This is a genomic window from Kocuria sp. KSNUG, assembly GCF_049532735.1.
Taxonomy (GTDB): domain Bacteria; phylum Actinomycetota; class Actinomycetes; order Actinomycetales; family Micrococcaceae; genus Kocuria; species Kocuria rhizophila.
Window position 1 is genome coordinate 2,282,975 of the sequence record NZ_CP150981.1, and the last position, 13,315, is coordinate 2,296,289.

Here is a 13,315-nt window from a genome sequence, read left to right on the forward strand (position 1 = left end):
ATCCGTGGCGTCACGAGTACCTCCCGGAGACCACCGTGACGTCGGAGGTCAGGGTGGCGACCGTGGCCGTGAGGAACCCCGGCATGCCGGGCAGCTGGACGGTCAGGCTGGCATGGACGGTGGTCACCGCGCCCGGGGACGCACACGAGCCATCCGAGCACGAGACGGTGACCGCGAGGTCCTGCGGCGCAAAACCGTGGTCCTGGGCGGCCACGGCCGCGAGGTCGTGGACCCCGGCGCGGTCGAGGTCCTCGGCTTCCGCCACGCTGATGGCCTGTCCGGCCTGTTCCGCGGCGGCCACCACCGCGAAGGAACCCGCCTGGACACGGGACACCGTGATGACGAGGTAGATGATCGGGATCAGCAGCAGCAGACCCAGACCGATGAACTCGATCACCGCGCTGCCCCGATCCGGGTCCTCCGGCTGCCCGTGGTCGGGAGACCCGTCAGGCGTCCATGTCCACCGCATGCCCGCTCACCTCCAGAGCATCGGATGGGCCGAACGTGGCCACCACGGGCAGCGGTGCAACAACGTGCACCTCGATGGCCGGCAGCTCTCCCACCCCCGTGCGGGACACCGTGATGTCCTGTGCGTACCCCGCTCCCACGGCGTCCGTGATGATCGCCCGGGTGCGCTCGGCTCCGTCCGCGTCCGTGCGGTCGGCCAGGCTCGCGTACCGGGCGCCGGCGGCCGCAGCGTCGATGAGCGTGTTGCGCACGTGCAGCGTGAAGCCGAGCTGCAGGATCATGCCGAAGAGCACGACCGCCAGGGCCAGCACCATGACGTACTCGGCCACCGCGTTGCCCGCGTCCGGATCGCAGGAGACCTCAGAGTCCCGAGACGCGGTTGATGGCATCTTGGAACAGTCCCTCCAGCGCCGGCCGGGCAATCAGCAGCAGCCCGGCCACGAGGACCGCGGACATCAGGGTGAGCATGACCCAGCCGGGGACGTCCCCGCGGTCGGGGTCGTCCTCGGTGGGGGCCAGTCGCGCGGGAACGGCAACGGTCAGCAGCCACAGCAGTCCTGTGTGGCAGCGCATCAGGTGTTTCATGGTCGTCTCCTTCTCGGGGTGGATTCGTGGGGTGGGAAGCATGGGACGTCAAAAGCCGAGGTTGAGCACGGCGAGTCCGGGGAACACCGCGAACACGACGCTCAGCGGCAGGATGAAGAAGACCACGGGAACCAGCATGGCGATCTCCTTCTTGCCCGCGACCTCCATGAGCACGCGCTTGTCGTGGTCACGGACGTCCTGGGCCTGGGCACGCAGCACGTCCGCCAGCGGCGTCCCGCGTTCGATGGCCACGACGATGCCGTCCACGAACCGGCCGAGGGCCACCACATCGGTGCGGGCGGAGAAGTCCTGCAGCGCTGTGCTCAGCCCGGCACCCGCCCGGGTCTGGGCGAGAACTGCGCGGAACTCCCCGGCCAGTTCCCCCTCGGCCACACGGCACACGCGCTCGAGCGCTCCCACCGCGCTCTCTCCCGCACCCACGGCGAGTGCCATGAGCTCGGCCACCGCTGGGAACTCGGCGAGCATCAGCTTCTCCCGCCGGTGGATGCTGCGCGTCAGCCACTGGTTGCGCGCCCAGATCCCCGACCCGCCTCCCAGGACAGCGGCAATCGGCACCACGGCCGGGTGGACGTCGGCCCGTACGGCCAGCGCGAGTCCGGAGGCGACTCCCGCCACAGCTCCGACGACGCCGCACAGCACCTGCTCGGCGCGATAGTCCATGAGGTCCTTGCGCGACCCGTCCCGCACCAGTCGCCGCGCCAGGATCTCCGCGTCGGAGAACAGCGGGGCCGCGCGTTCCAGGATCCAGGCCATCACGTGGCTGCCCGCGGTGCCGGTGAGCGCTCTTCCCTGCCTGCGGGGCGCGCCCCACGCAGTGGCGTGGATCCCGCCGCCGAGCTCCACGGCCCGGAGCTGCGGCGCGATCCGGTCCGCGAAGCTCGGCGCTCCTGCGGCCTTCACGGCCACCCACACGAGCCAGAGGCCCCACGCCAGGACAAGTCCCAGGATTCCTGAGGTCACGGGGATGTTCATCGCAGCACCCGCTGTTCCTCGGGGAGCGCGCCGAGGCGCAGCATGAGCTGATAGGCCACCACGGACACGACCAGTCCTCCCAGCAGCACCACGGCACCGGCGGCCGTGTTGTAGGCCTGCACGGCGGCGGGCTGCGTGGCCATGAGAGCCAGGATGAGCCACGGGGCCGCCACCGAGAGCCGCGCGGCGTTGACGGTCCAGGACTGGCGTGCCTCGAGCTCGCTGCGCGTTCGTTCGTTCTCCCGCAGGAACTCCGACAGCGTGCCGAGCAGCTTGCCCAGGTCCGTGCCACCCACCTCGCGCGTGACGCGCAGCGCCTCCACGATGTTGTCCGCTACGGGATCCGCCAGGCGCTGCTTGAGCAGGGTCAGGGAGCCGTGCAGCTGGCCGCTGGCCCGGTAGTCCGCCGCAAACTGCGCGAAGGCGGGCCGCAACGGTTCGGGCCCGCGGTACTGCAGCTGCATGAGGGCCTCGGGCAGGCCCATGCCCGCGCGGATGGCAGACCTCAGGTGGTCCACGACGTCCGGCCACACCTCCCGCAGGACGGCCGTGCGGCGTCGCGCGCGGCGTCGTACGAGCCAGAGCGGGACGCCGAGTGCGACGACGAAGACGCACAGCCCGAACACCACCGCGGAGGTCACGGCGAAGGTGAGCAGCCCCGCGACACCGGCCAGCGCCAGGCTGAGAGCCGCGAAGGTGGCCGGCGCCACCCCCGGCAGCCCTGCCTGCAGCAGGACCGTGCGAAATTTTCCGGCTCCGGCGTGCCTCGTTCTCGTCCCCGTGGGCCGTGTCCAGCACGACCACCACACGAGGAACACCCCCGCGCCCAGCAGGGCACCCACCAGGGCGCTCACGAGGATTTCCTCCGCGACTGCCCGCCGCGGGTGCTCCCGCGATGTCCCGCACGCGTTCTGCCGGACCCGGTGCGGCTCTGCGCCCCGCGGTCGGCCACGCGACCCGTTCCACGGGGCGCAGAAGGTTCCACCGCAGTGGCAGACGCTTCCGGCCCGTCCTCGACCATCCCCGGGGAGGGCGGCGGTGCGTCGTCGCGGATGAGTGCGGCGGGCGCGTACCCCGCGCGCACGAACTTCTCCGAGGACGGGACCTCGGAGGCGACCGCGCGCAGGACCCCGTCCTCGAGCCGGAAGACCGGATAGGTCTCGATGACGCCGTTCTCCACCCTGTTGCCCACCGCCAGGATCTCCGCCACACGCCGGTGGCCCGTGGCGTCTCGCTGACAGTGGACCACCAGGTCGAAGCACGACGCCACGGTGGGGAGCACGAAGGCGCTGCTGATGTTGTCCCCGGCGAGCAAGGGCAGGGTGCAGATCTTGGTGACGGCGTCCCGTGCGGAGTTGGCGTGTAGCGAGCACATCCCCGGCAGGCCCGCGTTCAGGGCGATGAGCATGTCCAGGCTCTCGGCCTCCCGCACCTCCCCCACCACGAGCCGGTCCGGGCGCATGCGCAGCGCCTCCTTCACGAGCCGGCGCAGCGGGATCTCGCCCGTACCCTCGAGGTTCGCCTGGCGGCACTGCATGGCCACGACGTCGCGCAACGCCACCTTGAGCTCGAAGACCTCCTCGACCGTGACCACCCGCTCCCGCGGGCCGATGGCCGCGCACAGGCAATTGAGCATGGTGGTCTTCCCGGCCTGCGTGGCACCGGAGACGAGGATGTTGAGTCCCGAGTCCACCGCGGCGTGCAGGAAGTCGGCCGCCTGCGTGGTGAGCGAGCCCAGCGCGACCAGGTCCTGCAGCCTGCGCGCACGCGCCACGAACTTGCGGATGTTCACGGCCCAGTGGGCGCGGGTCACGTCCGGGATGACCACGTGCAGCCGGGAGCCGTCCGGCAGGGAGGCGTCCACGAAGGGGGAACTCAGGTCCAGGCGGCGCCCGGAGGACTTCAGCATCCGCTCCACGAGCGTGCGGACGTGGGACTCGCTCAATGCCAGACTCGTGAGCTCGGACTCGCCGCCGCGGGCCACGTAGATCTCGGTGGGGCCGTTGATCCAGATCTCCTCGACCTCGGGGTCGTCCAGGTACGGCTGCAGCGGCCCGTAGCCCGCCACGAGGTCCAGCACGGTCTTGCGGGTGGCGTCCAGGTCCTGGATCCGGGGCAGCCCGGCACGGGCGGAGCGGACGTCGTAGTCGGAGACCACCGAGGCCACGATCCGGCGGGTGGGCTCCACCTCGTGCAGCGGGTCCAGTCCGCTGCGGCGGATCTGCTCGCGCACGTCCGCCTCGATCAGTCCGATCGCGTCCTCGGTGACACCCGTGGCCATGGCTCCCCCTGGGGTTCCCCCGAACCCGTTACTGGCTGGTCATCTCTGGAGGGAACGCTAGGGCAAATCAGGCGCGGCGGACACGGTCGCCGACGCGTTCTGTGGATAACCGCGCTGACCTGCACGAATGGAACGCCCTCGGCACGTCATGCTCGGTCGCAGAATGCATCCACATGAATCGTGACACGCGTCACGGTGACGAGCGCGAGGTCAGACCGCCGTGGAACCACCCCGGGCGGCGTCGTGACCGGCGTCCGGCTGGGCGGAGCCCGCACCCGGGCCTGCCGGGCCTGTGTGCGGCTCCTCCGCCGGGCGGGACGTGGGGGACGCCGCGGCGAAGGTGAGCACCGAGGCGCGGTCCACGTGGGCGGCGTCGGGCGCCCAGGGGCGCTCCGCCTCCGAGATGGCGATGTGCCGCGCCAGGCGCGTGATGTTGACCTCGTCCACCCGGCGGCGCTGGGCGGAGGTGTACTGGGTGATCATGAAGAGCACCACGAGCCCATAGAGCACCAGGTCCGTGCCGCGGCCGATGCCGAGGAACCGGGCTGCCTGAGACACCAGGTCCGGGACCAGGATCGATATGGCGGCGAAGAAGAAGAAGGCGACCGCCGCCAGACGGCGGATGGCCTGGTGCTTGGCGTTGGCACCTCCGCGCACGAGCGTGAGTGCGCCGTAGGCCACGGCCAGGATCAGGGCGATCTGAATCAGAATGGTCATCGGTGCGTCTCGCTACTTCACGAACAGTTCGGCCAGGATGTTCACGCCGTTGAGCAGGGACTGGCCCTTGCCGCGTGAGTAGTCGGTGTAGATGATCTCCACGGGGTGCTCCACCCACCGGGGCTTGAGCTCCGCGAACCGGTTGACGATCTCCGAGGCGTGCGCCATGCGGTTCTGCTGCAGGTGCAGCTTGGCGACGGTGGAGCGGTCGATCGCACGCAGCCCGTTGTGGGCGTCGGAGAGGTCCATGCCGCTCGTGAACTTTGACACGAAAGCGGCCGTGCGCAGCACCAGGCGCTTGAGTTTGGACACCTGGGTGCGGTCGTCCAGGAAGCGCGAGCCCAGGACCACCTCGGCCTCGCCGGTGCGGATGCGCTGAACCATGTCGTACGCATCCACCACGCGGTGCTGGCCGTCCGAGTCGAACGTGACCACGCAGTCCATCTCCGGGTCCTGCAGCGCGTACTCGAAGCCCGTCTGCAGCGCGGCACCCTGCCCCAGGTTGATGGGGTGCTGGACCACCACGGCTCCGGCGTCCCGGCAGATCTGTGCGGAGTCGTCCGTGGAGCCGTCGTCAACGCACACCACGTGCGGGAAGGTCCTCCGGAGATTCTCCAGGACCTCACCCACCACCTCGGCCTCGTTGTACACGGGCATCACTATCCACGCTCGACTCACGGGGACCATTGTTCCACAGCGTGCGGCGGCAACCACTCCCCCTCGGATGGCCGGAGCCCTTGCAGAATTCTGCGAGTTCCACCGCGGACCCCGTCCGGGTGCTCGCACCCCGTCCACTAAACTTCCCACGTACCCGCCCCCCGCTGTCTGGAGTCATGGATCCCGTGAGCTGGCTAGAAGCACTTCCCTCGTACGCGCTGGTGGGGATCCTGATGGTCCTTCCGGGCGCGCTGCTCAGCGTGGCCCTCGGTCTGCGCGGGCTCGCCCGCAGCGCGGCGGTGATCCCGCTGTCCGTCGCGGGGTTCAGCGCCTCAGCCGTGATCTTCGGGCTCGCGGGGGTGCCGTGGAACCCTCTCACGGTCGCCCTCGCGTTCGTCGTGGTGGCGCTCGTGCTGTGGCTGGCACTGCTCCCCGCTCGACGCCGCCTCATGGCCGGACCGTGGGTGGGCGCCACCCCCTGGCGGGAGCGCATCACCACATCCCTCGTGGGGCTGTGGTGCGCGGCGGCACTCGGCATCGGCATCGTGGTGCAGCGCCTGCACCTCATCATGCAAACTCCAGACGCCTACTCGCAGACGTACGACGCGAACTTCCACTACAACGCTGTGCGCTACATCCAGGAGACCGGACAGGCCTCCTCACTCACGCTGGGCGGACTGGGAGTGGTAGAACCGACCTTCTACCCGGCGGCGTGGCACGACACCGCAGCGTTCGTGACACAGGTGACTGGCCTTCCGGTGGTCCTCACGGGGAACGCCATGACCATGATGATTAGCGGCGTAGTTTGGGTTCTGGGCTGCCTCTACTTCACCACCCGATTGCTCGGTTCCCGACCCACGGTGTCCGTGGCCGCGGGCTTGATGGCCTCGAGTTTTCCTGCATTCCCCTACCTGCTGAGCTTCTACGGCAACTTGTTCCCCAACGCCATGTCCATCGCCTTCCTCCCTGTATGGCTGGGCCTGCTCACGGACGCGCTGGGCCTCTCTCGGGAGCCATATCTCCGGTCCAAGGCCGCCCTCTGGGTCACGATCCTGGCCGTCACCGGGGCCATGGGACTTGCTCACCCATCCTCGGTGGTGGTGGGTCTGGCCCTGCTGTGGATCATGCTCCTCACGGCGTGGTGGCGCATGGTGCGCCACACCAGACCGTGGTGGTTCAAGGTCCTCACCGGAGTGGGCCTGGTGGCCTGGCTGCCCATCCTGCAGCAAATTTGGTTCGCGGCTCGGGCCAGCCAGACGGCTTCCTCGTGGAAGCCCCATGTCACGGAGGCCCAGGCCCTTGGCGAGGCCCTGGCGACCGTGCACCCCAATGCCCCGCACCTTCCCTGGGCCCTCGTCATCGTGGTGCTCCTGGGCGCGGGCACCCTGTTGCGCCACCGCTCCCGGTGGGTTGTGGGGGCCTGGGCATTCCTGGTGTGGCTCTACGTGCTCGTGGCCTCTTCCAGGAATGCGGAACTGCGCTACGACTGGGGCGGCATCTGGTACAACGACGTGCACCGCATCCTGGCCCTGATCCCCGTGGTGGCCGTTCCCATGGCTAGCGCCGGGGCCGTAGCCCTGGTGCACTGGGTGGTGTCTCGGGCCCGGCGCACGGCGGCCCGGGCTGCCCGCAGCCCGCGGGCGACCCAAGGAGTGCGCGCTGCGGCTACGCGACTCTTGTCCCTGATGCGTTCTCGCGGCACCGCGGTGATCGGCGGCGCGCTGGCCGTCCTTCTCGGATGGCAGCTGCTGCAGGCCCAGGCCATGACGGATGTGGTGAATTACGGCAAAAACCTGTACGCGGGAGCCGGCGACTACCCGTACGCCCTGGTGTCCCCGGAAGAACTCGCCCTACTCGAGGAACTGCCCGAGTACGTGCCCTCCGATGCGGTGGTCTACGGCAACCCGCTCACCGGAACGTCCCAGGCCTACGCGGTCTCGGGCACCGAGGTGCTCATCCCCCACAACGGGCTGGTGGCGGACCCGGGCGTGTCGGTGATCATCCACCACCTGGACGAGTTGACCACGGACCCCGCGGTCTGCCCTGCTCTGAGGGAGCACAATGTCCAGTATGTCTTGGACTTCGGCACTCGGCGGGTGAACCTCTTCGCAGAATTCGACACCACCGGTTACGACCAGCTCACCCCGCAGAACGGCTTCGAACTCGTGGCACAAACCGGCCCTGAGGCCAAGCTCTACAAGATCACCGGGTGCGGGTGACCCCCGCGCCAGAACGACGGCGCCGCGAGAGCAGGACTCTCGCGGCGCCGTCGTTCTCTCACCCGGGCGCGGACCGGGCCCGCTCAACCCGCCAGGGGGCCGTCCAGATCGGGATCGTACTGGGGCACGAAGTCTTCCCCCCGCTCGGCGGCCTCCCGCGCCTGCCACTCCCGCTTCCGGCGCTTTTCCTCCAACGCCCGTTCCAGTCCTTCGACGTGTTCGCGACGGACGTCTTCCTCTGGTTGATTTCGCATGTGCGCCACGGCTCCGTACACGCTGCCGTCGAAGACCTTGGAACCGTGGTCCATGACAATGCCGCGCTCACAGATGTCCATGACCAGGTTGAGGTCATGGCTGACCACCACGAGTGTCTTGCCCCGGCGCACCAGGTCCTTGATGCGGCCGATGCACTTCTTCTGGAACGGCTCGTCGCCCACCGAGAGGATCTCGTCCACGAGGAACACCTCTGGATCGGTGTGGATGGCCACGGAGAACGCCAGACGCAGGTACATGCCCGAGCTGTAGAACTTCACCTCGGTGTCGATGAACTCAGCGATCTCCGAGAACGCCACGATGTCGTCGAACTTGGCATCGATCTCCTCCTTGGTCATGCCCAGGATGGCGCCGTTGAGGTAGACGTTGTCGCGCCCCGTGAGGTCAGGGTGGAAGCCTGCGCCCACCTCGATGAGCCCGGCGACTTTCTCCCGGGTGAGAATCTCCCCCGAGTCCGGGTTCATCACCCCGGAGATCATCTTGAGGGTCGTGGACTTGCCGGAGCCGTTGAACCCCAGAAGGGCCACGGTCTCGCCGTCGTGAATGTCGAAAGAGACGTCGTTGAGCGCGGTGAATTTCGCGGTCAGGTCCCCCTTGCGCCCTTTCACCAGCCACACGAAGGCCTCCTTCATGGAGCGCGTGTGGCGCAGCACGAATTCCTTGGTCATGTGGCTGACACTGATGGCGAGCTCTGCATCCGCGTGTGCGGGTGTGTGCTGAGTGGATGAACTAGACATGATTCACAGCTCCTGCGCGAAGTTGCCCTCTTGGGAGCGGAACAGCTTGTCCGCGAGGAAGTAGAGGATGAGGCTGGTCACGATGGCCACAGGGGTCCACCCCGTGAGGAGGTGGGGCGGCACGTGCCAGGACTGAGGCGTCTCTGTCGTGGAAAACCAGAATCCGTAGTGGAACAGCTCGACCGCCACGGTCAACGGGTTCAGCATGTACACGTAGTACACCCAGCTCCACAGCTTGTCCTGCACCATGGTCCACATGTAGAGCACGGGCGATGCCCAGGTGGACACCATGATGACCAGGTCCACGATGTTTTCTGCATCCCGGAAGAAAACGTTGAACGTGGCAAAAAGCATGCCAAGCGCCAGCGAGAAGAGCGAGATGATGAGCGTGCCGACGATCACGGCCAGAAGCTGCTTTATCCCTGGGCTCCAGCCCGTGAGCAGGCACGCCAGCAACAGGATGACCAGCTGGGGCACGAAGTGCACGAACGCCACCAGCAAATTGGACACTGGAAACAGTTGGCGAGGCAGATAGATCTTCTTGAGCAGTCCACCGTTCGCCACCACGGAGCGCGAGGCGTTGCCAAAGACTTCCCCGAAGAGGTTCATCACCACAATGCCGGAGAACAGGTACACCGCGAAATTCTCAATACCCCGGTTGAGGTCCAGGAACACTCCCATGGCGATGTAGAACACCAAGAACTGCACACCCGGTTTGAGGTAGGACCACAGCAAACCCAGCACGGTCCCGCGATAGCGGATCTGGATCTCCTTGTCCACGATGAGCTTGAGCAGGAACCTGTTCGCGAACACGTCGCGCAGACCACGATCCTGCCCCGGCGGCCGCAAGTGCGTGGGGGGAGTTTGAGTTTCCATCTGCCGTCCTTTCCTGGCACAGTTCGTCCTCCGCGTAGCCGCTTCGGACGCGCCGACGCCGCACACCCAACTGAGCGTGCGGCGTCGAGCGGGTGCGAATTACTGCTCGGAGCCATTCTCCGCGAATGTCCGGGCCCACGCCTCCACCGACGTGATCTCCGGGAGAGCAGCGCGGTACTGCTCGCTCAGGGAGTCCCAGCGCGAGAGCAGCTCGGCGTGAAGCTTCACACTTTCGGCCATGAGCTCCCGGACCTGCGCGGGATCACGGCGGTACCAGGATGCTCCTGTGCCGTCTGCGTTGGAGACCACGGCAGAGTCCAGCGTCGCCAGGTACGACCAGTGCCCATCCATGTGCGCCACGCTGGCCTCGGGGTACTCCTTGGCCATGCTGCGCACCGGACGCAAGGTCTGCTTGAGCACGGTGCGGACGGCCCACGGGATCAGCTGTGCCTTGGTCGGGGACTTCGGCGCCTCCATGGTCTTCGGCGGCTTGGCCCGCCGTACAGGCGGCAGTTCAGAGGGGTCCTGGACCACACGAGCATCCGAGTACTCGTCCTTCATGGCGCGAATCTGGGGCATGCGGGTGGGCAGCATCTCGTGGAGCCGGTCGGGGCCGTCCAGTACGTCCTGGATGGCGAGCAGCACGGATTTCGCCGGGTAGTACTGCATGGAGACGACGTGCTTGGTGTCCGTCGTGAGAGACTCCCGCAGCATGCGACCACCCTTGGCGAACGGCGAGTGCAGCAGGGCGGCGATCAGCCGGTTGCGCTCGTGGAAGTAGGCCTGCCAGTCCACGGCGTCGTCCTTGTCCGCCCAGGAGACGTGCCACACCGCAGCGCCCGGCAGAGAAATCGTGGGATGGCCGGCTGCCTTGGCTCGCAACGAGTACTCGGAGTCATCCCACTTGATGAACACCGGCAGGGACAGCCCGATCTCCTCGAGGATCACGCGCGGGATGAGGCACATCCACCAGCCGTTGTAGTCCGCGTCCCAACGGCGGTGCAGTTTGGGGCGGGAACGCAGACCCCGTTCCGCGAAGTCCACGGCCCCCAGACCCTCAACCGGGCCCCAGAGGAAGCGGTAAGGATTCACGACCTCGGCGTACGCGTTGAGCAGCGGCTTGTTGTACATGTCGAACATGTGCCCGCCCACGATCGACGGGGTGTGGCACATGTCCGCGAATGCGGCCGCCCGCAGGACACCTTCGGACTCCAAAAGGATGTCGTCGTCCAGGATGAGAACATAGTCTGACTTCTCGACTCCTTGCGGAGTCTGTCGGCCTTCCACGACCTCGAACATGTTGCGCGCGAACCCGCCCGAACCACCCATGTTGCCCTGGCGGATCATGCGCAGCTTTCCGCGCATGGCCTTCTGCGCCTCCGGGAAGTCCTGCTCGTCCTGGACCAGCTTGTTGCCCTGGTCCACGATGATCAGCTCGTCCAGGACCTCGTCCAGCCCGTCCGCCTGTGCAATGGTCTTGATCGTGTTCACGCAGTAGTCGGGACGGTTGAACGTGGTCACGCCCAGCGTCACACGACCCACGGGACGGCCGTGGGAAGGCACGAGCCAGGACGCCGAGTCCAGGACCATGCCCTCCTCGTCGGAAATCAAGTCGAACCAGTACCAGCCACCGTCGCCGAACGGTGCGAGGGTGAGTTCGAACTCGCACGTGGTGGACCCGTTCACGCGTCGATCCTCCACGCGTTGGGACACCCCACGGGCATTCGAGCGGTAGACGATCAGGGAACCGGCCCCTGAAGTCCGGACCCGCAGTGTGACGGAATCCGCCACGGTCCAGCGCCTCCAGTAGGAAGCGGGAAACGCATTGAAGTACGAGCCGAAGGACACGCGACGTCCCGGCCGGATGCGGACCGAGCGACGGGAAATGATGTCGTCCGGGTGCTGATTGGCAGTGTCTGCGCCCACGGAGGAGGGGCCCTCCACGTTGATGGGGCCGTCAATGTAGAGCGGCAGGGCGTCCAGGTCCTTGTCCGCAGGGAACACAACGCGTGCCACCTCGCGTAGATCCTTGTCTCCGCGGGGTTGCGTGTTGATCTTGGCGAGATATTCCTGGCCTTCGCCGGACGAGGTCTGAGCCTTCTCCGCCTGGTTGGCGCGCTCCATGCTCATGCGTCCACTCCTCCGCTGGTCAGGGGCGCACCCGAGGTGAAGTGCGGTGCGATCTTGTTGTCCACCATGGACAGCGCCGAGCCGATGGCCATGTGCATGTCCAGGTACTTGTAGGTTCCCAGGCGCCCGCCGAAAAGCACGGAGGACTCGCCCTGCGCGAGGTCACGGTAGGCCAGCAGCTTCTCGCGGTCCTCGGAGGTGTTCACCGGGTAGTAGGGCTCGTCGCCCTTCTCCGCGAAACGGGAGAACTCCCGCATGATCACGGTCGCGTCCTTGGTGTAGTCCCGCTCGGGGTGGAAGTGGCGGAACTCGTGGATGCGGGTGTAGGGGACGTCCGCGTCCGGGTAGTTCATCACGGAGGTGCCCTGGAAGTCCTCGATGTCCAGGACCTCCTCCTCCAGATCGATCGTGCGCCACGAGAGGTCGCCCTCGGCGTAGTCGAAGTAGCGGTCCACGGGGCCCGTGTAGATCACGGGGACCTGGCCCACCACGTTGGACTTGGAGAACTCCTGCGAGTCGTCGAAGAAGTCGGTGTCCAGGCGGACGTCGATGTTCGGGTGGTCCGCCATGCGCTCGAGCCACGCGGTGTACCCGTCCACGGGCAGGCCCTCGTGGGTGTCGTTGAAGTAGCGGTTGTCGTACGTGTAGCGCACGGGCAGCCGGGAGATGATCGACGCGGGCAGGTCCTTGGGGTCCGTCTGCCACTGCTTGCCGGTGTAGTGCTTGATGAACGCCTCGTAGAGGGGGCGCCCGATCAGCTGGATGCCCTTGTCGTTGAGGTTCTGCGGATCGGTGCCCGCCAGCTCACCGGCCTGCTCGCGGATCAGCTCGCGGGCCTCGCCGGGCGAGTACGCGGCACGGAAGAACTGGTTGATCGTGCCCAGGTTGATGGGCATGGGGTACACCTCGCCCTGGTGGCGGGTGTACACGCGGTGCACGTAGTTGGTGAACTGGGTGAACCGGTTCACGTACTCCCACACGCGCTCGTTGGAGGTGTGGAACAGGTGCGCGCCGTAGCGGTGCACCTCGATCCCGGTTCGCTCCTCGTTCTCGCTGTAGGCGTTGCCGCCCAGGTGGGGCCGCCGGTCGATCATGGTGACCTTCAAACCCAATTCGCGTGCCGCTCGTTCTGCCACGGTCAAACCGAACAGTCCCGAGCCCACGACCACCAGATCAGTGTTCATGTGTCCCTCCTAGGGTTCTCCGTGATCCATGCACGGACATCGTCCTGCCTAAAAATACCGGACGCCGCTGGCTCCACCCCGTGTGACGCGCACTGCGCGCCAGCGTGGGAAGCATCACGGCCGTCGGACGGCCCCGGTCCGGGGAGCACCCAGCCCTGACCCTGGACCACCGGCCCCAACCTCGACTGCCCCGCG

At 67.3% G+C, this 13,315-nt stretch carries 12 protein-coding genes and 1 pseudogene; 1 reads left to right on the forward strand and 12 read right to left on the reverse strand.

The genetic code is table 11. The features are described 5' to 3' along the window. Positions 1 to 10: 10 nt before the first annotated feature. From AABM36_RS09985 to AABM36_RS10020, 8 genes are all read right to left on the reverse strand, one after another. A complete protein-coding gene (locus AABM36_RS09985; protein WP_237573756.1) occupies positions 11 to 469 on the reverse strand; it encodes a hypothetical protein in 459 nt (152 codons plus the stop codon). Continuing rightward, positions 447 to 857 (reverse strand): TadE/TadG family type IV pilus assembly protein, encoded by a 411-nt coding sequence (locus AABM36_RS09990; protein WP_192807214.1) that lies wholly within the window; start codon positions 855 to 857, stop codon positions 447 to 449. The genes AABM36_RS09985 and AABM36_RS09990 overlap by 23 nt, the downstream gene beginning before the upstream one ends. Then, complete coding sequence (locus tag AABM36_RS09995) at positions 829 to 1,053, reverse strand: hypothetical protein (protein ID WP_019309399.1); 225 nt, start codon at positions 1,051 to 1,053, stop codon at positions 829 to 831. Before AABM36_RS09995 ends, AABM36_RS09990 begins: the two co-directional genes overlap by 29 nt. A gap of 48 nt (positions 1,054 to 1,101) precedes the next feature. Then, positions 1,102 to 2,046, reverse strand: coding sequence for a type II secretion system F family protein (locus AABM36_RS10000; protein ID WP_019309400.1), 945 nt, complete (start codon positions 2,044 to 2,046; stop codon positions 1,102 to 1,104). Continuing rightward, a complete protein-coding gene (locus AABM36_RS10005) occupies positions 2,043 to 2,900 on the reverse strand; it encodes a type II secretion system F family protein (RefSeq protein ID WP_019309401.1) in 858 nt (285 codons plus the stop codon). The genes AABM36_RS10000 and AABM36_RS10005 overlap by 4 nt, the downstream gene beginning before the upstream one ends. After that, the gene (locus AABM36_RS10010; protein ID WP_019309402.1) at positions 2,897 to 4,327 is read right to left on the reverse strand and encodes a CpaF family protein; all 1,431 of its coding nucleotides are present in this window, start codon (positions 4,325 to 4,327) and stop codon (positions 2,897 to 2,899) included. The genes AABM36_RS10005 and AABM36_RS10010 overlap by 4 nt, the downstream gene beginning before the upstream one ends. Before the next feature lie 210 nt (positions 4,328 to 4,537). Continuing rightward, on the reverse strand, positions 4,538 to 5,044 hold the full coding sequence (locus AABM36_RS10015) for a DUF2304 domain-containing protein (protein ID WP_019309403.1): 507 nt from the start codon (positions 5,042 to 5,044) through the stop codon (positions 4,538 to 4,540). Between the two features lie 12 nt (positions 5,045 to 5,056). Continuing rightward, positions 5,057 to 5,701: a glycosyltransferase family 2 protein gene (locus AABM36_RS10020; protein ID WP_035885049.1), complete on the reverse strand. Its 645-nt coding sequence runs from the start codon at positions 5,699 to 5,701 to the stop codon at positions 5,057 to 5,059. A 176-nt stretch (positions 5,702 to 5,877) separates the two neighbouring features. Between AABM36_RS10020 and AABM36_RS10025 the strand changes: the two genes are divergently transcribed. Then, positions 5,878 to 7,920: a DUF6541 family protein gene (locus AABM36_RS10025; protein WP_019309405.1), complete on the forward strand. Its 2,043-nt coding sequence runs from the start codon at positions 5,878 to 5,880 to the stop codon at positions 7,918 to 7,920. 248 nt (positions 7,921 to 8,168) lie between these two features. On the opposite strand, the pseudogene AABM36_RS10030 reads toward AABM36_RS10025, so the two are convergent. The 4 genes and pseudogenes from AABM36_RS10030 to glf form a co-directional block, all read right to left on the reverse strand. Beyond that, positions 8,169 to 8,930, reverse strand: a pseudogene (locus tag AABM36_RS10030) (ABC transporter ATP-binding protein); the annotation flags it as partial. Between the two features lie 3 nt (positions 8,931 to 8,933). Further along, positions 8,934 to 9,806 carry an ABC transporter permease gene (locus tag AABM36_RS10035; RefSeq protein WP_019309407.1) on the reverse strand — a complete coding sequence of 291 codons (873 nt, stop codon included), beginning with the start codon at positions 9,804 to 9,806 and terminating at the stop codon, positions 8,934 to 8,936. 99 nt (positions 9,807 to 9,905) lie between these two features. Then, positions 9,906 to 11,936 (reverse strand): glycosyltransferase, encoded by a 2,031-nt coding sequence (locus AABM36_RS10040; protein ID WP_019309408.1) that lies wholly within the window; start codon positions 11,934 to 11,936, stop codon positions 9,906 to 9,908. Continuing rightward, a complete protein-coding gene (gene glf / locus AABM36_RS10045; protein WP_019309409.1) occupies positions 11,933 to 13,120 on the reverse strand; it encodes a UDP-galactopyranose mutase in 1,188 nt (395 codons plus the stop codon). Before glf ends, AABM36_RS10040 begins: the two co-directional genes overlap by 4 nt. Positions 13,121 to 13,315: the final 195 nt, after the last annotated feature.